Annotated in this window: 18 protein-coding genes; 6 read left to right on the top strand and 12 right to left on the bottom strand. The window is 71.5% G+C overall.

Annotated features, from left to right (window positions below; all coding sequences use genetic code 11):
* Window positions 1-134 precede the first annotated feature (134 nt).
* The 5 genes from xylB to ACMW4R_RS15095 all read right to left on the bottom strand — a co-directional run bounded on the left by xylB (window position 135) and on the right by ACMW4R_RS15095 (window position 5,694).
* A complete protein-coding gene (xylB, locus tag ACMW4R_RS15115; RefSeq protein WP_418300284.1) occupies window positions 135-1,526 on the bottom strand; it encodes a xylulokinase in 1,392 nt (463 codons plus the stop codon).
* Window positions 1,527-1,795: 269 nt separating this feature from the next.
* Window positions 1,796-2,983 (bottom strand): xylose isomerase, encoded by a 1,188-nt coding sequence (gene xylA, locus ACMW4R_RS15110; RefSeq protein WP_418300283.1) that lies wholly within the window; start codon window positions 2,981-2,983, stop codon window positions 1,796-1,798.
* 103 nt (window positions 2,984-3,086) lie between these two features.
* Window positions 3,087-3,983 carry an esterase/lipase family protein gene (locus tag ACMW4R_RS15105; protein WP_418300282.1) on the bottom strand — a complete coding sequence of 299 codons (897 nt, stop codon included), beginning with the start codon at window positions 3,981-3,983 and terminating at the stop codon, window positions 3,087-3,089.
* 174 nt (window positions 3,984-4,157) lie between these two features.
* Complete coding sequence (locus ACMW4R_RS15100) at window positions 4,158-4,643, bottom strand: glutathione peroxidase (RefSeq protein WP_058597352.1); 486 nt, start codon at window positions 4,641-4,643, stop codon at window positions 4,158-4,160.
* A 322-nt stretch (window positions 4,644-4,965) separates the two neighbouring features.
* Window positions 4,966-5,694, bottom strand: coding sequence for an SDR family oxidoreductase (locus tag ACMW4R_RS15095; RefSeq protein WP_058595734.1), 729 nt, complete (start codon window positions 5,692-5,694; stop codon window positions 4,966-4,968).
* A 237-nt stretch (window positions 5,695-5,931) separates the two neighbouring features.
* On the opposite strand from ACMW4R_RS15095, the gene ACMW4R_RS15090 reads away from it, so the two are divergent.
* The 5 genes from ACMW4R_RS15090 (at window position 5,932) to ACMW4R_RS15070 (ending at window position 11,256) form a co-directional block, all read left to right on the top strand.
* Entirely contained in the window at window positions 5,932-6,630 is a 699-nt protein-coding gene (locus ACMW4R_RS15090; protein WP_418300281.1) for a nucleoside/nucleotide kinase family protein, read from the top strand.
* The gene (locus ACMW4R_RS15085) at window positions 6,627-7,403 is read left to right on the top strand and encodes an ATP-binding cassette domain-containing protein (protein WP_058595733.1); all 777 of its coding nucleotides are present in this window, start codon (window positions 6,627-6,629) and stop codon (window positions 7,401-7,403) included. Before ACMW4R_RS15090 ends, ACMW4R_RS15085 begins: the two co-directional genes overlap by 4 nt.
* The gene (locus ACMW4R_RS15080) at window positions 7,400-8,485 is read left to right on the top strand and encodes an ABC transporter permease (RefSeq protein ID WP_081317260.1); all 1,086 of its coding nucleotides are present in this window, start codon (window positions 7,400-7,402) and stop codon (window positions 8,483-8,485) included. The genes ACMW4R_RS15085 and ACMW4R_RS15080 overlap by 4 nt, the downstream gene beginning before the upstream one ends.
* 68 nt (window positions 8,486-8,553) lie before the next feature.
* Window positions 8,554-9,540: an ABC transporter substrate-binding protein gene (locus tag ACMW4R_RS15075; protein WP_418300642.1), complete on the top strand. Its 987-nt coding sequence runs from the start codon at window positions 8,554-8,556 to the stop codon at window positions 9,538-9,540.
* Window positions 9,541-9,792: 252 nt separating this feature from the next.
* Window positions 9,793-11,256, top strand: a complete 1,464-nt coding sequence (locus ACMW4R_RS15070; RefSeq protein WP_418300280.1) for a mannitol dehydrogenase family protein — start codon at window positions 9,793-9,795, stop codon at window positions 11,254-11,256.
* A 205-nt stretch (window positions 11,257-11,461) separates the two neighbouring features.
* On the opposite strand, the gene ACMW4R_RS15065 is transcribed toward ACMW4R_RS15070, so the two are convergent.
* The 3 genes from ACMW4R_RS15065 to ACMW4R_RS15055 all read right to left on the bottom strand — a co-directional run bounded on the left by ACMW4R_RS15065 (window position 11,462) and on the right by ACMW4R_RS15055 (window position 14,919).
* Entirely contained in the window at window positions 11,462-12,433 is a 972-nt protein-coding gene (locus ACMW4R_RS15065) for a LacI family DNA-binding transcriptional regulator (RefSeq protein WP_418300641.1), read from the bottom strand.
* A 139-nt stretch (window positions 12,434-12,572) separates the two neighbouring features.
* Entirely contained in the window at window positions 12,573-13,460 is an 888-nt protein-coding gene (locus ACMW4R_RS15060; RefSeq protein WP_058598140.1) for a tagatose-bisphosphate aldolase, read from the bottom strand.
* An 88-nt stretch (window positions 13,461-13,548) separates the two neighbouring features.
* Window positions 13,549-14,919, bottom strand: a complete 1,371-nt coding sequence (locus tag ACMW4R_RS15055; RefSeq protein ID WP_418300279.1) for an FGGY family carbohydrate kinase — start codon at window positions 14,917-14,919, stop codon at window positions 13,549-13,551.
* An 83-nt stretch (window positions 14,920-15,002) separates the two neighbouring features.
* On the opposite strand from ACMW4R_RS15055, the gene ACMW4R_RS15050 reads away from it, so the two are divergent.
* Window positions 15,003-16,217, top strand: a complete 1,215-nt coding sequence (locus ACMW4R_RS15050; RefSeq protein ID WP_418300278.1) for an HAD-IA family hydrolase — start codon at window positions 15,003-15,005, stop codon at window positions 16,215-16,217.
* 317 nt (window positions 16,218-16,534) lie between these two features.
* Here the strand turns inward: ACMW4R_RS15050 and ACMW4R_RS15045 are convergent, their stop codons facing one another.
* From ACMW4R_RS15045 to ACMW4R_RS15030, 4 genes are all read right to left on the bottom strand, one after another.
* Window positions 16,535-19,333 carry an FAD-binding and (Fe-S)-binding domain-containing protein gene (locus ACMW4R_RS15045; protein ID WP_418300277.1) on the bottom strand — a complete coding sequence of 933 codons (2,799 nt, stop codon included), beginning with the start codon at window positions 19,331-19,333 and terminating at the stop codon, window positions 16,535-16,537.
* Complete coding sequence (locus tag ACMW4R_RS15040) at window positions 19,330-20,367, bottom strand: 1-phosphofructokinase family hexose kinase (RefSeq protein WP_418300276.1); 1,038 nt, start codon at window positions 20,365-20,367, stop codon at window positions 19,330-19,332. The genes ACMW4R_RS15045 and ACMW4R_RS15040 overlap by 4 nt, the downstream gene beginning before the upstream one ends.
* Window positions 20,364-21,236, bottom strand: a complete 873-nt coding sequence (locus ACMW4R_RS15035) for a class II fructose-bisphosphate aldolase (RefSeq protein WP_418300275.1) — start codon at window positions 21,234-21,236, stop codon at window positions 20,364-20,366. Before ACMW4R_RS15035 ends, ACMW4R_RS15040 begins: the two co-directional genes overlap by 4 nt.
* A 474-nt stretch (window positions 21,237-21,710) precedes the next feature.
* A partial coding sequence (locus ACMW4R_RS15030) for an ABC transporter substrate-binding protein (RefSeq protein ID WP_418300274.1) occupies window positions 21,711-22,514 on the bottom strand: 804 nt, incomplete at its 5' end.

The following is a 22,514-nucleotide window of genomic DNA, read 5'->3' as shown; positions in this document are numbered from 1 at the left end:
GTCTGTACGTACAATCTGTTCGACGCGGCGGCCGGGAGAACGAACAACGAGACGGCATCCCCCGACGAAGCCCTCGCACAGCGCGGGGGACGTCAGCCGAATGCCGTCGCGGCGTCGGAGATGCGGTCCCGCCGCTACTCCCGCGCGCGCAGCGCCGCCACCACGTCGTACCGCTCGCGGATCTCGGGGCGGTGATCGGCGTCGAGCGCACGGGTCGTCGCCACGGTCCAGTCGACCGGGCCGCCGGCGAGAACCCCCGCCGCCTGCCGTGCCGCACCGAGCGCGACGTACTCACCGGCCGCGGGCACGACGATCTCGGCGTCGAACACCTGCGCCGCGATCCGCGCGACACCCTCGTTCGCCGCGGCCCCGCCGATGAGCAGCACGCGGCGGACCTCGACGCCCTGCGCCTGGATCGCCTCGAGCCCCACGGCCAAGCCGCTGAGCATGCCTTCGATCGCCGCCCGGGCAAGGTTCACCCGGTTCGTGGATGCCAGTGTCAGGCCCGTCAGCGACGCCTGCGCGTGCGGGAGGTTGGGGGTGCGCTCCCCCTCGAACCACGGCACGAGCACGACGCCACCGGCACCGGGCTCGGCCTCGAGAGCGAGCGCGCCGAGCTCATCGTGCGAAACGCCCAGCAGCCCTGCGAAGGCGTCGAGCACGCGCGCGGCGTTGAGCGTGGCGACCAGCGGCAGGAACTTCCCCGTCGCATCGGCGAACCCGGCGACCGTGCCGGTGGTGTCACGGGTGGGCGCGTCGGCAACAGCGAAGACGGTGCCCGAAGTCCCGAGCGAGACGACGACATCGCCCACTCCTGCACCGAGGCCGAGTGCGGCGCCTGCATTGTCCCCGGCCCCCGGGCCGACGAGCGCGCCTCCGTCGAGCGTGCCCGCGCTCTCCCACGGACCGAGCACGCGCGGGAGCACCGCCTCGTGGCCCAGAGCGCGGGCGAAGAGATCGAGGTCGTACCCGTCGGCGCCCCAGTACGCGGTGCCCGAGGCGTCGGACCGGTCGGTGACCAGTTCTTCGAGCACGGCGTTGCCGGGGCCGAAGCCCCGCAGACGCCACGTCAGCCAGTCGTGCGGCAGCGCGACCGCGGCCGCGCGTTCGGCGTTCTCGGGCTCGGCGTCGCGCAGCCAGCGCAGCTTCGTCCCGGTGAACGATGCGACCGGCACCGCCCCGGTGCGCTCGGCGTACTCCGCCGCACCGACCTCGTCGATGAGGTCGCGCGCCGCCTGCGCGGAGCGGGTGTCGTTCCACAGCAGTGCGTCACGGATGACCCGGCCCTCGGCGTCGAGCACGACCATGCCGTGCTGCTGCCCCGCGATCGAGACCGCGGCGACGTCGTCGAGGCCGCCCGCCTGGCCGATGGCATCCTGCAACGCGACCCACCACGCCTCGGGGTCGACCGAGGTGCCGGCGGGATGCGAGGCGCGCCCCTCGCGAACCACGCGTCCGGTCTCGGCGTCGACGACGACGACCTTGCACGACTGCGTCGACGAATCGACTCCCATGACGAGCGCCATGCTCTGCCTTCCTGTCCGCGCCCTCTTCGGCGCGCTGGTCTTGTTGTTCTGCGTTGGGGCCGCCGCCCCGACGCCCGATACCCCGTCACTGCGTGAGTGTCCAAAACACCCGGAGACTTTTCGAATTCGTCCGGGTGTTTTGGACACTCGACACGCGAACGGGATGCCACGCGCCGGCCGCTGCGGAAGGGGCTCGGGGGCCCGGATGCCATGGCATCCGGGCCCCGCCACGGGGAGAGGGCGCCCCACGCGCCCTCGCCCCGCGGGGGTCAGCGCGCGCCGAGCAGGTGCTCGGTGGCGAGCTGCTGCAGGCGAACGAAGCCGAAGCCCTTGCCGCCGAGGTACGCGTCGGTGTCGAAGTCCTCGTACGCCGAGCGGTCGGCGAGCAGGTCGTCGTACGACTCGCCCTCGTTGAGCGTCGGCTGCGCAAGCTCGAGCACCTTGGCGGCCTCAAGGGCCTCCTGCACCTCGGGGTCGGCGCGGAAGGCCGCGGCCCGCTCCTTGAGCAGCAGGTAGGTGTTCATGTTGGCCGAGACCGAGTCCCAGACGCCGGTCTCGTCCTCGGTGCGCGAGGGCTTGTAGTCGAAGTGGCGGGGGCCGTCGTAGGCGGGAACGCCGCCGGGTCCGCCGTTCTCGAGCAGGTCGACGAGCGCGAACGCGTTGTGCAGGTCGCCGTGTCCGAACACGAGGTCCTGGTCGTACTTGATGCCCCGCTGGCCGTTGAGGTCGATGTGGTAGAGCTTGCCGTGGTACAGCGCCTGGGCGATGCCCGCGGCGAAGTTCAAGCCGGCCATCTGCTCGTGCCCGACCTCGGGGTTCAGGCCCACGAGCTCGGGGCGCTCGAGCGAGTCGATGAACGCGATCGCGTGACCGAGGGTTGGCAGCAGGATGTCACCGCGCGGCTCGTTGGGCTTCGGCTCGATGGCGAAGCGGATGTCGTAGCCCTTGTCGGTGACGTAGTCGCCGAGCAGGTTCACGGCCTCGCGGTAACGCTCGAGCGCCTGGCGGACGTCCTTTGCGGAGTCGTACTCGGCGCCCTCGCGGCCGCCCCACATGACGAACGTCTTGGCACCGAGCTCGGCGGCGAGGTCGAGGTTGCGCAGGACCTTGCGGAGCGCGAAGCGGCGCACCTGGCGGTCGTTCGACGTGAAGCCGCCGTCCTTGAAGACCGGGGCCGAGAAGAGGTTGGTGGTGACCATCGGCGTGACGATGCCCGTGGCATCCATCGCGCCCTTCAGACGGTCGATCTGGGTCTGGCGCTCGGCGTCGGTCGAACCGAAGGCGAACAGGTCGTCGTCGTGGAACGTCAGGCCGTAGGCGCCGAGCTCGGCGAGCTTCTCGACGACGTGCACGACGTCGAGCGGCTTGCGGGTCGGACCGCCGAACGGGTCGGTGCCGTTGTAGCCGACGGTCCAGAGTCCGAACGAGAACTTGTCATCGCGGGTGGGGGTGGGCATTCCTGCTCCTTCGCATGGAGACGCACGAGTGCGCGGTGACGCACGGCGGGTTTGTTGGTGCTCACAACATATACCCCGGATGCCACGGCGTCCAGCGCTCGGATCAGATTCCCAGCGCGTCGTCGATGCGAGCGAACACCGCCGGATCCCACGTCAACGCACGCTCCCACGGCAGACCGAACCCCTCGGCGAAGAAGATGCTGTGCACGTGATCGGGGAACGAATGCCGCTCGACCTCGGGGAGCACCGCGGCCGGCACCTCGTCCGCCCGGCCACTCGTGAGCGAGACGAGTCCGTCGTGCGGCCAGAGCTGCACCGGCTCGGTCGCCGCCGAGAAGTACCCCGCGCCGATCGCGGTCACCGGGATGCCGTCGAGCACTCCCGCCTGGCGATCGTTCCAGCCCCGCAGGAATCGACGTGACACCTCGGCCGCGGCGCCCTCCGAGTTCGCGTCGGCGTAGGGGCGGGCCTCGGCGAAGATCTGGAGCGTCGCGGGGTCACCGTGCGCGTCGGCCTCGGTGATCTCATCGTCGAGCAGGTCGCCGAGGACCGAACCTTCCCACGGGGTGCCGAGCGTCACGAGACGCTCGACCCGCGGGCCGTCGCCGGCGAGCTCGCGGATCGCGGCGCGCGAGAACAGCCCGCCCATCGAGTGCCCGACGAGGTCGACGCTGCCCACACCCTCCGCGGTCGCGAGATGACGGAGGAACCCGGCGAGTGCGACGCCGGCGTCGTCGACGCGACCGACCGCGTTGATCGTCACCTCGGCGGGCAGCACGACCGGCACGTCGGAGAAGCCCTGCCATCCGGCATCCTCCCGCACCTCCCCCGCCCCGATCCGGGCCGGCGCGGTGAAGACGCGGATGCCGCGGTCGAGGAGGTGCGCACGGAGCGCGGTCATCGTGTTGCCCGCCGCCAGACCCGATGCCGCGGCGTGCGCGGTGTCGGTGTACGGCGTGACGGCGGCTCCACCGGAGACGAGGACGACGGCATCAGTCATGGGGACTCCTTCGCGGCTCGGTTCCCGGTCAGGATAAGGCCCCCGCCCGGCACCCGCTCACCGCTCGTCGAGTGTCCAGAACACGCCGCAACTCTCTACCCGGTTACGGCGTGTCTTGGACAGTCAACGACACTGCTCGCGCGGCACGGCGCGGCGGGCACGGGCGTCCGCGCGTCAGTTCGGCAGCGCGTCCTCGATCGCGGCGATGACCTCGGGGGCGTCCGGCAGCGTCCGCGGGCTGAAGCGAGTGACGCGACCGTCGGGCGCGACGACGAACTTCTCGAAGTTCCACGAGATGCGGCCCTTCTTGCCCTCGGCATCCGGGGTCTGCGTGAGCTCCTGGTACAGCGGGTGCGCGTGGCGCCCGTTGACCTTGACCTTCTCCGACATCGGGAACGTCACACCCCACGTCGCCGAGCAGTACTCCGCGATCTTCTCTTCGTCGCTCAGCTCCTGCAGGAACTGGTTGCTCGGGAAGCCGATGACCGTGAACCCGCGGTCCGCGTACTTCTTGTGCAGCGCCTCGAGCGCCTCGTACTGCGGCGCGAGACCGCACCGCGAAGCGACGTTGACGACGAGCGCCGCCTTGCCGTCGGTGAGACCGCCGAAGGTCGTCTGCTCGCCGCGGATGGTCGTGATCGGGATGCCGGAGAGGTCCATACATCGATCCTGGCACCGCCCGCTTTGCCCGGGGTGGGAATGCGGTCACGACTTCACGCCCATAAACGCGATCCGCGCACAGAAACACGCTGTGCTCGCGTTTCTGTGCGCGGATCGCGTTTGTGCGGGTGGGGTGGGCCTGCGCAGGGCGGGAGCGCGCCCGACCGACGCCCGCGACCCGGGGCGCAACGCCCGAGACCGGGGCACAACGCCCGCGACCGGGGCGCGACACCCGCGGACGGGCGCGGGGCGCGAGGACAGGCGCGGGATGCCACCACCCCGGCGACGACGCCCACCGCGCCGCCGCCGGGGTGGCATCCGTTCAGCGGCTGGAGTAGCCGCCGTCGATGGGGAGCGAGACGCCCGAGATCATGGCGGCGCCGTCGCCGAGGAGGAAGACGATCGGGGCGGCGATGTCGTCCTCGGTCGCCCACTTGTGCAGCGGCATCGCGTCGAGGAACGGACCCTCGATGTCGGGGCGTCCCCAGTACCAGGCCGACATCGGCGTCATGACGACGGTCGGGTTGACGCTGTTGACGCGGATGCCGTAGCCGCCGAGTTCGAGGGCCGAGACGCGCGTGATGTTGTCGAGAGCGGCCTTGGACGAACCGTACGAGATGTGCCCGGTGAGGGCGACGAGGCTGGCCTGGCTCGAGACGTTGACGATTGCGCCGCCCTTGCCGACGCGGATCATCTCGCGCGACGCGTACTTGGTCACCAGCAGCGAACCGCGGGCGTTGATGCTCATGACCTTGTCGAACACCTCGATGTCGGTCTCCATCGGGGTCGCGATCTCGCCGCCCCAGCCGCCGCAGTTCACGACGCCGTAGAGGTCGCGACCCTCGATGGCCGCGCGGATCTCGTCTTCGGACTCGAGGTCGAACACGACGGGCTCGGCGCCGGTCTCGGCGGCGATCGCGGCGACGCTGTCGGCCGTGCGGCCGGCGGCGAGCACGGTGGCGCCCGCCGCGACGAGGTGGCGCACGGTCGCGCCGCCGATGCCACCACCGGCGCCGGTGACGAGGATGGTGCGGTCGGTGAGTTCGGTCATGGGAGGGCTCTTTCGCGGGTCCTGGAGGTGGGGACGACGGCGGTGTCGTCGCGGCCCATGATAACCACAGAATCACGCGGATGACTTCGGTGTCATGACGAATTGATCACGGGTGTTGACACCGGTGACATGGTGGGCTTACCGTAACCGGAGTTCGACCGGCGGCCACCCCCGCCGGACACGCTCCACAGACGCAGCGCTCCGACGTGCGGCGTCGCCCGGAAGGACCACACCGCCGTGACCCACACCCCGCCCGCCGCCGCGACGCCCGCCGCCGCGACCCTGCGCCTCGACGATCTCGTCTCCCGAGCGCGCCGGCTGGTCGACTCGGGCGAGCGTCGCGTTCTCGGGCTCACGGGCACCCCGGGTGCCGGCAAGTCCACCGTCAGCGACGCGCTTCTCGCCGCCCTCGGCACCGACGCCGTGCTCGTCGGCATGGACGGCTTCCACCTGGCCAACGAAGAGCTCGTGCGTCTCGGCCGCCGGGACCGGAAGGGCGCCCCCGACACGTTCGACGTCGAGGGCTACGTCGCCCTGCTCGACCGCATCCGCGCCGGCCACGCGGCCTACGCCCCGCGCTTCGACCGCGACCTCGAGGAGTCGATCGGCTCCGCCGTGCTCGTCCCGGCCGACGTCCCGCTGGTCATCACCGAGGGCAACTACCTGCTGCACGACGCCTTCGGGTGGGATGCCGTGGCATCCCGTCTCGACGAGGCCTGGTTCCTCGACATCGACGCCGACGCGCGCCGCGACCGCCTCGTGGCGCGCCGCCTCTCGCACGGCCACCCCCGGGAAGAGGCCGTCGCCTGGGTCCGCGACGTCGACGAAGCCAACGCCCTCATCGTCGAGCGGGGCCGCCACCGCGCCGGTCTCGTCATCACCGTCACCGACGCTCCCAGCCGGATCGTCGGACATCACGAAGGAGCTTCCTCATGAGCACCACCACGACCACCCCGGTGCTGCAGGCGCGGGGCCTGTCGCGCCAGTTCGGATCCGTCCGCGCCCTCAACAACGTCGACTTCGAGGTCTACCCGGGCGAGGTCACCGCGCTCATCGGCGACAACGGCGCGGGCAAGTCCACGCTCGTGAAAGCGCTGTCGGGAAACCTCGCGGTCGACGAGGGCGAGATCCTCTTCGACGGCAAGCCGATCGACATGTCGAACCCGCAGGTCGCGTCGTCGCTCGGCATCGAGACGGTCTACCAGGACCTGGCGCTCGCTCCGCACCTCGACCCGGTGCAGAACATGTACCTCGGTCGCGAGATCCGTCGCCCCGGGCTGGCCGGTGCTCTCGGCTTCATGAAGACCAAGGACATGGCCAAGGCCTCGCGCGCCGCGTTCGACGAGCTCGGTGCCACGGTCCGCAGCCTCACCTCCCCCGTCGGCGAGATGTCGGGCGGACAGCGCCAGGCCATCGCGATCGCCCGCGCGGTGCACTGGGCCTCGCGCGTGGTCTTCCTCGACGAGCCGACCGCCGCGCTCGGCGTGCGTCAGACGAAGAACGTGCTCGAGACCATCCGCCGCGTTCGCGACAAGGGCATCGCCGTGGTCTTCATCTCGCACTCGATGCCGCACGTGATCGACGTCTCCGACCGCATCCAGGTCCTGCGCCTGGGCACCCGCGTCGCCAACATCGACGCGAAAGACACCTCCATGGAAGAACTCGTCGGGCTCATGACCGGCGCCGTCACGAAGGACGACCAGAAGTGAGCACCACGACTCCCCCCACCGAGACCGTCGCGATCGGCACGTTCGACGACAACCAGAAGGTCAACCCGGTCCGCCGGATCCTGCGCACGCAGGCCTTCCAGATCCTCCTGGTGCTGCTGGCCATCATCATCGTCTTCAGCATCATCGCGCCCGAGTCGTTCGCGCAATGGACCAACTTCCGCCTCATCATCCAGAACGCCTCGATCCTCGCCGTCCTCGCCGTCGGCATGACCTACGTGATCATCACCGCGGGCATCGACCTGTCCGTGGGATCGGTCCTCGTCTTCTCGGGCGTCGTCTCGGCCATCGTCATGCGGGCGATGGGCGGAGAGGGCTGGGGCGTCGCGACCGTCGGCATCCTCGTCGCGATCCTCAGCGGCGTCTGCTGGGGACTGCTGAACGGGTTCCTCATCGCCAAGGCCAAGATCCCGCCGCTCATCGTGACCCTGGGCTCGCTCGGCATGGCGCTCGGTCTCGCGCAGATCCTCACCGGCGGTGTCGACATCCGAGACGTCCCGACCGTGCTGACCGTGTCGATCGGCTACGGCAACGTGTTCGGCAGTGTCCCGATCATCAGCGTCATCGCTCTCGTGGTCGTCGTGATCGGCGCGATCGTGCTGCACTTCACCCGATTCGGCCTCTACACGCTGGCCGTCGGCTCGAGCGAGATCGCTGCCCGTCGCGTCGGCGTCAAGGTCGACGCTCAGCTGATCAAGATCTACACGATCTCGGGTGCCCTGGCCGGGCTCGGCGGCATCCTGTCGCTCTCGCAGTTCTCGACGACAGCGATCGCCGGTCAGTCTCAGACCAACCTCAACGTCATCGCCGCGGTCGTGATCGGCGGCACCTCGCTCTTCGGCGGGGTCGGCACGATCATGGGCACGGTCGTGGGCCTCTTCATCCCGGCGGTGCTGCAGAACGGCTTCGTCATCACCGGTGTCCAGCCCTTCTGGCAGCAGGTCGCCGTCGGCGCGGTGCTGATCGCCGCGGTCTACGTCGACCAGGTCCGTCGCTCGGCCGCCATGCGCGGCAACACCCAGAGCCTCTGGCGCAAGTTCGTCAGCGGAGGTCGGCGCGGCTGAGCCGCGGCGGCATCCCCTTCCCCACCCACACAACACCCCACAACCCGAACCAAGAAACGGTGATCACAATGAAGTGGAACAGCAAGGCGACCGCACTGACGGTCTTCGGCATCGCAGCGACCCTGACCCTCGCGGGCTGTTCGGGCGGAGCCTCCTCCGGTGGAGCCTCGGCCGGCGCAGACGGGTACAAGATCGCGTTCGTGCAGGGCGTCGCCGGGGATGAGTTCTACATCTCCATGCAGTGCGGCATCGAAGCCGAAGCCAAGGCCGAAGGCGCCTCCGTCACCACCCAGGGCCCGGAGAAGTTCGACCCCACCCTGCAGAAGCCGATCGTCGACGCGGTCGTCGCGTCCAAGCCCGACGCGCTGCTGATCGCTCCCACCGATGTGTCGGCGATGCAGGCGCCGATCGCCGCGGCCGAGGCCGCCGGGATCAAGGTCGTCCTCGTCGACACCACCCTGGAAGACCCCTCGGGTGCGGTGTCGCAGATCTCCAGTGACAACGAAGGCGGCGGCGCGGCAGCGTTCGAGGCGATCCAGAAGGCCAACCCCAACGGCGGCAAGGTCCTCGTCGTCTCCACCGACCCCGGTGTCTCCACCACCGACGCCCGCGCGCAGGGCTTCGAAGACGCCGTCAAGAAGGACTCCAAGTTCACCTCCGTCGGGGTGCAGTACTCCCACAACGAACCCTCCACCGCCGCCGAGATCGTCACCGCCGCACTGCAGAAGGACCCCGACATCGTCGGCATCTTCGCCGCCAACCTCTTCGCCGCCGAGGGTTCCGCCACCGGTGTCCAGCAGGCCGGCAAGCAGGGCGCCGTGACCATCGTCGGTTTCGACGCCGGTCCCGCCCAGGTCAAGGCCCTCGAAGCCGGCACCGTCCAAGCCCTCGTCGCCCAAGAGCCCGGCACCATCGGCTCCGACGGCGTCAAGCAGGCCATCGCCGCGCTGAAGGGCGAGCCCACCGAGGAGAAGATCCAGACCGGATTCACCATCCTCACCAAGGACAACATCAACGGCGACGGCAAGGACGCGGTCTACAAGTCCAGCTGCTGATCGACCCCGGATGCCGGGACCCCCACGCTCACGCCAGGGTCCCGGCATCCACCCCTCCCCGCAACTGAATTGACCCACATCTCCGCCCCGGCCCCGCCCCACGCGACAAAGTGCGGCAAATCACGCGACACCCCGGCCCTCCCGCACGACGCCGGGCCACGACATCGGGCCTCACTTGCCCTACTTCGCCGCCCCGTCCGCCCCGAAGCGACAAAGCAGGGCAACTCACCCCTCGAAACCACGGAGCCCCGCATGACCGACCTCACCGCCGCCGCCCTCCCCTCCCTCGCGGCGAACGTGTCCGTCCCGACGTACGACCGCGCGGCCGTGCGCTCGCGCATCGTGCACTTCGGCGTCGGCGGCTTCCACCGGGCGCACGAGGCGATGTACCTCGACCGCCTGCTCGAGGCCGGCCACACCGAGTGGGGCCTGTGCGGCGTCGGAGTCCTCTCCTTCGACGCCGCCATGCGCGACGCCCTCGCCGCGCAGGACGACCTCTACACGCTCGTCACCACCGCTCCCGACGGCTCCTCCGAGGCTCGTGTCATCGGCTCGATCGTTGACTACCTCTTCGTCCCCGACGACCCCGAAGCCGTCGTCGCCAAGCTCGCCGACCCCGACACCGCGATCGTCTCGCTCACCATCACCGAGGGCGGCTACGGCATCGACGACGCCACCGGCGCCTACGCCCCTCGCGACGAGGCGACGCTCGCCGACCTCGACGGCGCTCTGCCCCCTCGCAGCGTCATGGGCCTGCTCACCGAGGGACTGCGCCGACGGCGGGATGCCGGTATCCCGGCGTTCACGGTCATGTCGTGCGACAACATCCAGGGCAATGGCCACGTGGCGCGTGCGGCGCTCCTCGGTTTCGCCGAGCGCCGCGACCCCGAACTCGCACGCTGGATTGCGCGGAACGTCTCGTTCCCCAACTCGATGGTCGACCGCATCACCCCCGTCACCACCGACGACACACGTGCCGCGATCGCCTCGGAGTTCGGCATCCGGGACCGCTGGCCCGTCCGCGCGGAGTCGTTCGAGCAGTGGGTGCTCGAAGACGCGTTCCCGGCCGGCCGGCCGCCGTTCGACGAGGTCGGCGTGCAACTCGTCGACGACGTCGAGCCGTACGAGCTCATGAAGCTGCGCCTGCTCAACGCGTCGCACCAGGCGATGAGCTACCTCGGCATCCTGTCGGGGGCGCATTACGTCCACGAGGTGTGCACCGACGACCTGTTCGTGTCGTTCCTGCAGGGCTACATGCACGACGAGGCCATCCCGACCCTGCGCCCGGTGCCCGGCATCGATCTCGACGCCTACTGCGATCAGCTCATCGCGCGCTTCGGCAGCGAAGCGATCCGCGACACGCTCGCGCGTCAGGTCGTCGACGGCTCCGACCGTCTGCCGAAGTTCCTGCTTCCGGTCGTCCGTGCGCAGCTCGACAGCGGCGGACGTATCGACCACGCCGCCCTCGTGCTCGCGGGGTGGAGCGTGTTCCTCGCGGGTCGCACCGAGACCGGCGAAGAGACGCCCGCCGTCGATAGCCGCCTCGACGACCTGCGCGCGATCGTCGCCGACGATCCGATGGCCCTGCTCGACTACGCGCCCGTGTTCGGCGACCTGGGGCAGAACCCGCGCCTGCGCGAGGCCTATGGCGCGGCGCGCGCGTCGCTGGCTGCCCACGGCGCGCGGGGCGCGATCGCGCGGGTCATCGGCGCCTGAGGCTCGCCCCTCCCTCCGGAGCGCCACTGGTCGGGGCAACGCCACGCGGCATCCGCCCCCGCCCGAGCGCGCCTGCTCGGGGCGACGCCATGCGGCACCCAAACGCCCCTCGTCGGAGCGACACCACCACCCCGCCAGAGCGCCATGCACGGCCTGAGCGCACGGATGTGCACAGCGGACCCCCGCCACGCACGACGAGCCGCCGTCAGAGGCCGCAGGACTCCCGCTCGACGAGCGACACGTCGATCACGGTGACCTCGTCGAGGTCGACCCCGGCCTCCGGCTGCAGTCGCGCGAACACCCGTTCGGCGGCGAGCGCGCCGATGCGGCGCGGGTCCTGGTCGATCACGGTCACGGACGGCGTCAGGGTGTCGGCCATGGGGAAGTCGCCGAAGCCGACGTACGGCATCGGCCGGCCCCGCAGGACGTGCGCGAGAGCCATCGACGATCGCGCGTTCGCCGAGAACAGCGCCGTGGGCGGGTCGTCGATTCCGCGGAGTCGTTCGAGGGCGGATGCCGCGGACTCGCGGTCGGAGACACCCGAGGCGACGAGGCGCTCGTCGACATCGACTCCGGCGTCGCGCAGCGCGCGGCGCCAGCCCTCGACGCGCTTGGTCTCGGTGGAGAGGTGCACCATGTCGCCGATGTAGGCGATGCGACGGTGCCCGTGCGAGAGCAGGTGGGTCGTGGCGAGGTGAGCGCCGGCCTCGTCGTCTTCGGTGAAGGTGTCGGTGTGCAGCCCGAAGGGAGCGCGGTCGACGAAGACGATCGGGGTGTGCCCCCGCCAGCGTTCCAGCCACGAGTGGTCGGTGCCGACCGGGGCGATCACGAGGCCGGTCAGCTGACGCCCGAGCAGTGACTCGAGGGCGGGACGCTCGTTCGCGGGGTCGTCGCCGAGACTCGTGACGAGGGTCGAGAGCCCGCGGTCGCGCGCGAGATCCTCGACGGCGCGCGCGATCGCGGCGAAGAAGGGGTCGACCACGTCGGGAACGGCCACGCCGATCACCGACGCGCGCCCGGCGCGGAAGGTGGTGGCGAGCGCGTTGGGGACGTAGTTGAGGTCGTGCATCGCCGCTTCGACGAGCGCGCGGGTATCGGGGAGGACGTGCGGGTCGTCGTTGAAGACCCGAGACACGGTCTTGGTGCTGACCCCGGCGCGCAGGGCGACGTCGCGCATGGTCGTCACAGGGCACCTCCAGGGTCGGGTCGGGCGGCGGATCGGCCCCGCCACCCTATCGCCCGCCCGGCGTCGAACCGGTCCGGTGCCGCGTGCACCCGCGGGACGACCGCACGACGCGGGGCGGGCGACGGGGTCATCAGCGGCCGTCGACGGCGTCGGCGAGCTCGCGCAGGCGCGGCAGCGCGCGACCCGAGAGGAGCTCCTCGCGACGGTCGGCGTCGATCGAGAGGCTGTCCTTCCACAGCGACCGACCGGCCATCGCGCCCGAGGCGCCGTTGGCGACGGCCGTGCGCACCTGCTCGATGAAGGTCTCGTGGTCGACACCGGCCGACAGCACGGCCCACGGCACGCCCTGAGCGGCCTCGGTCACGCGGGCGCTCGCCTCGGCCGACCCGGGGTACTGCAGCTTCAGGATCTTCGCGCCACACGCCACCGCGAGCGCGGCCCCGTCGACGACGAGGTCGGCGAACTTCGCCTTGTACTCCTCATCGCTCTCGTCGTCGAGCTGGTAGGTGAGCAACTCGACGATGAGGAGCAGCCCCTCCTCGTCGCACGCTGTGACCAGGTCGCGGATCTCGTGCGCGACGCGGGAGTCGGCATCCTGCTTGTCGGGGCGGGTGTACCAGAGCATCTTGGCGACGTCGGCACCCTGCTCCCGGATCGAGTGCGGCGTGACGCCGGGGACGAAACGCGTGTACTTCAGGCCGTCGACCGTCTCGGCGCCCGAGGCATCGAGACCGACGACGAGAGCGGTGTCGCGGGCGAGCACGCCGTCGTCGACGATCTGCGGCAGCGCGACCTCGGGGTCGAGCAGGATCGCGGGGGCGTGGTTGGCGAGGTGGCGCACGAGGTCGGCCTTCACCTCGGCGAGCTCTTCGCGCGAGATGGCGTCCGAGCCGTTCGGGGCGTCCTTGATGGCGGCCTTCATGCCGTTGCGCTGGTCGGCGGCGACGATGAGCATGTGGCCGTCGGGGGTGCTGATCGACTGGAGCGCGCGGCGCTCGAGCGTGGTGAGTGCGTTCATGATCTCTCTTCTCTGGGGTTCATTCGCGCCGGTCGGCGCGGGTGGTCTGTTCGCGCGTCCGGTCGGGACGGGCGCGGCGGGTGGGGAGTCAGGTGGGGACGGATGCCGAGACGAGGCGCCGCGCCATGTCGGCGGCTCCGTACGCGACGTCCTGCTCACGGGTGGACAGGGACGGATTCGGGAGCACCTCGGCCCGGGCACGACGGACGGAGGCCATGCCCGCCCAGCCGCCGGTGAGGGTGGAGTGCGTGGCGGGGGCGACCTCGCGGTCCATGGCGGCGATGAGCTGGGCGATCTCGTCGTTGCTGTGCCGGAGCACGGCGCCGAAGATCTCGGCGGGCGACGCCTCGGTGTGCAGGGTCAGGCGCAGCACGCCGTCGTCGTTGCGGGCGCCGGTGACCTCGATCGCGCCGTCCGGCAGCTCCCCCTCGTAGGGGAGCGACATGACCGCGTCGTCGAGAGCGTCGCGTCCGGTGCGGTCGCTGATCCCGGCGGCGTGGAGCGCGCGGCGCAACAGGAGTCCGGTCTTGACGCCCGCGACGAGCACGTGTTTGCCCGGCACGACGTGCCGCACCTCGTTGATGAGCGCTTCGGCGAGACGCTGGCGCGCGGCGAAACCCAGGGGTGCGTCGAGCACGCGCAGAAGGACCTCGGCGGTACCGAGGGAGACGTGATAGCCGTCGGCATCCAGGGTTCCGTTGGCCTGGGCGGCGACGAGGTGATCGTGGCCGGCGACCGTGAGGGCGGCGCCCGCGACGCGGGGACCGAGAGCATCGGATGCCACGCCCCAGGGCAGTCCGCCCCCGCGTAACGGCGGAAGCAGGTCGGCGTCGACGCCGAGCGCGTCGAGCATCGCGGGCCAGGCGGCGCCGGAGTCCTGGTCGATGAGGCCGGTGCGCGAGGCGAGCGAGAGCTCGAGCGCCACGTCGCCGCCGAGGGCCGCGACGACGAACTCGGGGAGGTCGAGCCAGCGGAGGCCCGCGAGGTCGGTGCCCTGGTCGCGCAGCCACGCGAGCTTGGCGACGCTCACCTGAGCTCCGAGCGGCAGGCCGGTGCGGCCGGCGAACTCGTCGCGCACGACGGCGGGGAAGGCGGCGATCTGCTCCCACCCGCGCGGGTCGAACCATGCGAAGCCGGGGCCCGCGGCGGCGCCGTCGGCGTCGATCAGGATGCCGGTCTCTCCCATGCCCGCCACGGCGAGCGAGGTGAGCGGGTCTGCGGTCAGAGGTGCCAGCTCGGCGTCGACCCGATCGATCAGCGCGCGAACCGCGGTGACCAGATCGCCCGCGTCGATGTCGGTGGTGCCACCCTCCCCCACACGCCAGGGCGTGGGGACCTGTGCGGCGGCGATCTCGGTTCCGGCGTCGTCGATGACGAGCATCTTGATGCCCGTGCTGCCGAGATCGATGCCCGCGTGGAGGCGCGAGGAGCTCGTCGCCATGTCACCGGTGTCTTGCATGCGCGGCCGTCCTTTCCGGAACTTCTTCGAGTCCCGGAATTTCGAGCATGACACCGGTGACTTGCTACGTCTATCGTGGAGGCATGCCGTCGCCGTGTCAACTTCCCGATTCGCTCGCTGTCGTCGTCGCCGGGACCGCCGGCAGCGGAAAGAGCACGCTCGGTCGCGCGATCGCTGAGCGACTGCGAGCTCCCCTCGTCGACCTCGACAGCGTGACGACGCCGCTCCTCGACGCCCTGCCCTCCGACGCGCTCGGCGGGCACTGGCTCACATCGCCGCACGCGCCCGCGATCCGCGCGGGACGCTACGCCGCGCTTCGCGCCACGGCGGCGGATGCGCTGTCCACGGCCGGCCGCGTCGTGGTCGTCGCCCCCTTCACCGCGGAGCTCGCGGGCGGCGCCGCGTGGGAGGCGCTGCGCACGGCTCTCGCCCCCGCCGAGCCTCACGTCGTACACGTCGACGGAGACCCCGCCGTCCTGGCATCCCGTCGCTTCTCACGGGGGGCCACCCGTGACGCGCACCGCCCCGATACCCCGTCTGTCGATCCGAAGATCGACGTCCTCAGCGTGGATGCCGAGCTCTCGACGGCGCAGCAGCTGGCCCGGGTGCTTCCGGCGCTCGGGTGCCGCCGACCGGTCGATACCGACGCGGACATCTTCACGCGCGAGTTCGACGCCGTGCTCTTCGACCTCGACGGCACCCTGGTCGACTCGACGGCATCCGTCGTCCGCTCCTGGCGCCGCTTCGCCGAGCACTTCGACGTGTCGATGGAGGCCCTGCACGCCAATCACGGACAGCCCGCGCGCACCCTCGTGAGCCTGCTCCTGCCCGCCGACCGGCACGCCGAGGCGCTCGCGCACGTGACCGACCTCGAGGTGACGGATGCCGTGGGCCTGCACCCCATCCGCGGCGCCGCGGAGTTCTTCGCGTCGGTGCCGCCCCAGCGCCGGGCGATTGTCACGTCGGGGTCGGTCCCGATCGCCACGGCCCGCCTGGCCGCGGCGGGCTACGACCGCCCCGCGGTGTTCGTCACCGTCGACGACGTCGTCAACGGAAAGCCGCACCCCGAGCCGTTCCTCCTCGCCGCCGAACGCCTCGGCGTCGATCCGGCGCGCTGCCTCGTCGTCGAAGACGCCCCCGCGGGGATCGCCGCCGCGCGCGCCGCGGGGTGCGCGGTGCTCGCCCTCACCGGGACGACCGCCGAAGAGGAGTTGACCGCCGACCTGGTCGTGGACGGGTTGGATGCTGTCCGGCTGGAGGTCGCGGAGTCAGGAGCGCTACGGCTGGCGGCTCCCTGACCCACCTGAGTCGTTTGCCGCGAATGGTCGCCTCCGCCATGGTCGAGGCGACCATTCTCGGCAACTCAGAACGCGCGGGGCAGGACAGTTGCCCGCGGGGCAGCTCAGTTGCCGCGAAAGGTCGCATCGGTCAGGGTCGAAGCGACCATTCTCGGCAACTCAAAACGCGCGGGGCAGGACAGTTGCCCGCGGAGCAGCTCAGTTGCCGCGAAAGGTCGCCTCCGCCATGGTCGAGGCGACCATGCTCGGCAAACGACTCACGCCAACCGGGGCCCCGTTCGGACTCTCGCTGAGATTACCGGGCCGAACCCGCACCCCTACCGCGTCGCCCGCTCCAACAACTCCAGCACGTGCACGTACGACTCCCCCGTCGCTCTCGTCATGCCCAGCTCGCACGTGCGGTTGCACGAGGCGTGCGCGTCGGCCCCCCACCCCGCGACCTCGGCCGCCTCCGGGGCGGTCGCCGCCTCGGTCAGCTCCGGGTGCAGCATGCCGCGATCGCCCGCATACGCGCAGCAGCCCCACGCGTCGGGCACGCGCACCTCCGAAGCCACGGCCTCCCCCACCGCCCGCAGCGCCGGGTCGATGCCCAGCTGCGTCGACGAACAGGTCGGATGCAGCGCCAACAGCTCGGCCACCGGCGTCGGCGCGAGACGCGGAAGTAGAACGGATGCCACGAAGGCCACGGCATCCACGACCTCCACGCCCTCGTCGCGGAGGGTGGAGGCGAAGCCCTCCGTGCAGCTCGACGCGTCGCAGACGACCGGTAGGGCACCGTCGCGGGAGGCTTCACGCACCGCGGCGCGGACGCGCGCCGACATCGTCGCGTGCCCCTTCGCGTAGCCCTTCGACGACCAGGGCGTGCCGCAGCACAGCGCGTCGATGCCGTCGGGTACCACCGCCGCGACCCCCGCGCGCTCGAGCAGGCGCGTGAACGCCGCGGTCGCGCCGATGCCGTCGGCGGGGCCGAACATGCTGCCCACGCAGGCCGGGAGGAAGACCGCGATCGGCTCGACCCCCGAAGAACCGACGACGGACCCCAGCGCCTTTCTCGACGCCCCGCCTGCCGGCAGCTCCGCCGAGTACCGCGGCACGGTATCCGTTCCGAGCACCGCGCGCGCGGCATCCGTCATCGTCCGCACCACCGGCGCCGGCACCGCGGAGGCGACCGTCAGCGCGACGGCACCGGCCCGCGTGACCGCGCCCCATCCCGTCGCCGCCGCCGACCAGCCCGCGGCGAGCACCGGGTTGGCGTCCTCGCGGCGGAAGCGCTTCATGAGCGTCCCCGTGTTGATGAGCACCGGGCACGCCGTCTGGCACATGCCGTCGACCGCGCACGTCTGCACGCCGTCGTAGTCGTAGTTCTTGTCGAGCTCCGCGGCGAGGGCACCGTCGCCGCGCTCGCGGGCGGCGACCGAGGCGCGCCGCACGACGATGCGCTGGCGCGGGGTGAGCGTCAGCGACCGGCTCGGGCACACCGGTTCGCAGTACCCGCACTCGACGCAGCGGTCGGCCTCGGGCTCGATCGACACGGGCGTCTTGAGATTCCGCATGTGCGCGGTCGGATCATCGTCGATGATCACGCCCGGATTCAGGATGCCGCTCGGGTCGAGCAGCCGCTTGAGCTCGACCATCACGTCGTACAGTTCGTCACCGTACTGGCGGCGCACGAACGGGGCCATCGCGCGCCCCGTGCCGTGCTCGGCCTTGAGGTTGCCCCCGGCGTCGAGCACGAGGTCGACCATCGCGTCGGTGAAGCCCTCGAAGCGGCCGAGGGCTCTCGCGCCCTCGAATCGGTCGGTGAGCATGAAGTGGATGTTGCCGTCCTTGGCGTGGCCGAAGATGACGCTGTCGTCGTAGCCGAAGCGCGCGAAGAGTTCCTGCAGCCCCTCGCAGGTGTCGGCGAGACGCTCGACAGGCACGACCACGTCTTCGAGCAGCGCCGTGGTGCCCGAGGGCCGGGCGCCGGCGACCGAGGCGTAGAGGCCCTTGCGGAATTTCCACGCGGCGGCGCGGTCGGCTGCGTCGCTCGAGAAGACGGCGGGGTCGAGCAGCGGCTGCTCCCCCAGCACGCGAGCACCGGCTGCGGCGAGATCGCGCAGCGCGGAGGCATCGTCGGCGTGATACTCCACCAGCAGCGCCGCCTGCGTCGTCGCCTCGAAGCCGTGGATCGCGGCGGGCGTGCCGGCCAGACGCTGGCCGACGCGGAGGGACGTGGCATCCATCAGCTCCAGCGTCGCCGCGCCCGTCGCCACCAGCGCCGGAAGCGATCGGGTCGCCGCGTCGAGCGTGGGGAACACCGCGAGAGTGGTGGCGATCGCGGGGCGGATCGGCACCGTGCGGAACGTCGCCTCGGCGACGAACGCGAGGGTCCCCTCCGAGCCGACGACGAGGTGCGCCAGCAGGGCCGCCGGGGTGTCGAAGTCGAGGAAGGCGTTGAGTGCGTACCCCATCGTGTTCTTCATCGCGAACTGCCGCTCGATGAGGGCGACGCCCGCGGCGTCGGCCACGACGCGGGAGCGCAGACGCATGAGCCCTTCGACGAGGGCGGGTTCGCGGTCGCGCAGCAGCGCGTCGGCGTCGGGCGCCGCGGTGTCGACGACGGTTCCGGATGCCAGCACGAGCACGAGTCCGTCGAGGGTGCGGTACGAGTTCTCCACCGTCCCGCACGCCATCCCGCTGGAGTTGTTGGCGACGACGCCGCCGATCGTGCACGCGGCCTCGCTCGCCGGATCGGGGCCGAGGCGATGGCCGTGCCGCGCGAGCCGCGCGTTGACCTGGCGGACCGTGGCGCCGGGCTGCGAACGCACGCGGCGGCCGCCGTCGAGCACGTCGATGCGGCCGAACCCCTGCCGCACGTCGACGAGCAGCCCCGCGCCCGAGGACTGGCCCGACAGGCTCGTGCCGCCCGAGCGGAACGTCACCGGGGTCCGCGAACCCGTGGCTGCGCACAGGATCGCGCCGACTTCAGCCGCGTCGGCGGCGACGACCACGGCCTCGGGGGTCAGCAGGTAGTGCGAGGCGTCGTTGGCGTAGGCCACGCGGTCGATGGCGCGCGTGCGGATGCGCGAGACGTCGGCGACGGCCGCGGTGACCTCGGGGGCGACGGTGCTCATGCCGTCGCTCCGGCGGTGGACGCACCCGCGGAGGCTGGGAGCTCCCCCTCGGGCGTGAGCGGGCGCGCGAGGTCGGGCGCGGTCTCGACGAGGGCCCGGATGCCGAGCGGCGGCCCCGCGACGACGGTCGAGGCGTGCGCGACCGCGTGCGCCCCCCACTCCGCGGCGCTCGCGGCCGCGACAGCGAGCGGGTCGGCACCCGCGGCGGACGCCGCCGGTGCACGCGTGAGGCCGAGCAGGAAGCCCGCGAGGGCGGCGTCGCCCGCACCGGCGGTGTTGGCGACGTAGGGGGCGTCGGCGCGCGCGAACACCGCGCGGTCCGCGGTCACGGCGAGCAGGCCGTCGGCGCCCATGCTCGCGAGCACCGTCACCACACCGCGCGCGACGATTTCTCGCGCCGCCATCACGACGTCGCCGAGGGTGGCGAGCGGACGCCCCACCGCCGCGGCGAGTTCGTCGACGTTCGGCGTGAGCAGGTCGATGCCCGCTGGATCGGCCAGCAGCACATCGAGGGCCGCACCGCTCGTGTCGACGGCGACCCGGGCGCCGAGTTCGCGCGCGACCGCCCGCACGACCCCGAGGTCGACGAGTGAACCCGTCCCCGCGAGCTCGGGCACGCTCCCCGAGATCACGAGCCACGGCTCGGTGCGGGTCGCCAGTTCCGCGCGCAGCGTCTCGATCGTGGCCTCCCACGCCTCGGGCGACAGGGGCGGGGTGGGGGCATTGACCTTCGTCGTGGCCCCCTCGGCATCGATGACCGAGGTGTTCACGCGCGTCGGCCCCGGCACCTCGACGATCCGCAGCAGAGGAGCCGTGAGCCCGCATCGGGCGAAGCGCACGTCGTCGGCGCCGAGCACGACCACGGCGGCGGTGTCGGCTCCCCCGGCGGCGAGGGCGGCCGAGACGTTGACGCCCTTCCCGCTCACCTCGCGCGTGTAGCTCTCGGCGCGGGTGAACGTGCCGCGGCGCAGGGCGGTGACGCGGTACGTGGCGTCGATCGCCCCGGCGGCGGTGAGCGTGACGATGCCGGTCATGCGTCCACCCCGGTCGCGACGTTCCCGGTCGCGACGTTCCCCGTGATGACGTTCCCCGTGATGACGTCGAGGAAGCGATGAACCTCCCCGGCGACCGCCGCCCGTCCCGGAGCGAGCCAGCGGCGGGGGTCGATGGCATCCGGGTCCCGTTCCAGCTCGTCGCGGACGGCCGCGGTCAGCACGGTGTTGAGGTGCGTGCCGATGTTGATCTTGCGCATTCCGGCGCGTACAGCGCCATCGATCCCGGCGTCGGCGACCCCGCTCGATCCGTGCAGCACGAGAGGCACGGACAGGGCTGCGGCGAGCTCGGCGATGAGCCGCTCGTCGAGTCGCGCGCTGCGCTCGCGCATGGCGTGCTCGCTGCCGACCGCGACGGCCAGGGCATCGACCCCGGTGGCCGCGACGAAGTGAACGGCTTCGGTCACGTCGGTGCGCACGCCCGGAGCGTGTGCACCCTTACCGCCGATCTCGCCGAGCTCGGCCTCGATCCAGGCACCGGCGGCGTGCACGCGGGCCGCGACGGCGGCGGTGCGCTCGAGGTTCTCAGCATCCGTGAGGTGGGCGGCGTCGAACATGACGGAGCGGATGCCGACAGTCAACGCCTCGTCGACCAGCGGCTCATCGGTGGCGTGGTCGAGGTGGACGACGACGTCGACCCGCGCAGCCTCGGCCAGGCGCAGGGCCGCGGAGGCGGCCGGGGCCAGCCCACCGTGGAACGCGATGGCGTTCTGCGACAGCTGCAGGATCACGCCGGTCTCGGCGGCCTCGGCTCCCGCGACGATGGCCTCGGCGACCTCGAGCGTGATGAAGTTGAAGGCCCCGACCGCGCGGTGTGCGGCGAGAAGTTCGGGCATATCGGCCAGCGGCACGGCGGTGTCTCTCTCGTCGGAGGGTGTACGAGCCCGGTGGCGGGGCTCGATCGGGGCGGTAGCCCGGTGTCGGGCCGGGGAACCCGGAGTCCGGGCTGGTTTGCCGCACTTTGTCGCGCGAGGCGGGCCGAGCGGCGAAGCGGGGCAATTCAGTTGGGGAGGGTGGATGCCGGGCCCCGAAGGTCTCGCGGGAACGCCCGGCATCAAGGGGTGCGAGCCGCGTGGATTGCCGCACTTTGTCGCTGGGGCCGGGGCCGGGGCGGCGATGTGGGGCAATTCAGTTGCGGGGAGGGGCGGATGCCGAGCCGCGCGCGTTCGTGGCGGAGTCGTGGCATCCGCGAGTTCCGAGCGTGATTTGCCGCACTTTGTCGCTGGGGCCGGGGTCGGGGCGGCGAAGTGCGGCAACTGACGCGGGGAGGGGGGTGGATGCCGGGACCCTGGCGTGAGCGTCGGGGTCCCGGCATCCGGGGTCGATCAGCAGCTGGACTTGTAGACCGCGTCCTTGCCGTCGCCGTTGATGTTGTCCTTCGTGAGGATGGTGAACCCGGTCTGGATCTTCTCCTCGGTGGGCTCGCCCTTCAGCGCGGCGATGGCCTGCTTCACGCCGTCGGAGCCGATGGTGCCGGGCTCCTGGGCGACGAGGGCCTGGACGGTGCCGGCTTCGAGGGCCTTGACCTGGGCGGGACCGGCGTCGAAACCGACGATCGTCACGGCGCCCTGCTTGCCGGCCTGCTGGACACCGGTGGCGGAACCCTCGGCGGCGAACAGGTTGGCGGCGAAGATGCCGACGATGTCGGGGTCCTTCTGCAGCGCCGCGGTGACGATCTCGGCGGCGGTGGAGGGCTCGTTGTGGGAGTACTGCACCCCGACGGAGGTGAACTTGCTGTCCTTCTTGACGGCGTCTTCGAAGCCCTGGGCGCGGGCGTCGGTGGTGGAGACACCGGGGTCGGTGGAGACGACGAGGACCTTGCCGCCGGTGGGGTTGGCCTTCTGGATCGCCTCGAACGCTGCCGCGCCGCCGCCTTCGTTGTCGGAGGAGATCTGCGACACCGCGCCCGAGGGGTCTTCCAGGGTGGTGTCGACGAGGACGACCTTGATCCCGGCGGCCTCCGCGGCGGCGATCGGCGCCTGCATCGCCGACACATCGGTGGGTGCGATGAGGAGCGCGTCGGGCTTGGACGCGACGACGGCATCGACGATCGGCTTTTGCAGGGTCGGGTCGAACTTCTCGGGGCCCTGGGTGGTGACGGTGGCGCCTTCGGCCTTGGCCTCGGCTTC

The organism is Microbacterium sp. S1037, assembly GCF_048381605.1.
In the GTDB taxonomy this organism is placed as follows: domain Bacteria; phylum Actinomycetota; class Actinomycetes; order Actinomycetales; family Microbacteriaceae; genus Microbacterium; species Microbacterium testaceum_B.
The sequence above is the reverse complement of the archived record's forward strand: the minus strand, read 5'-3'. Positions and strand labels throughout refer to the sequence as shown.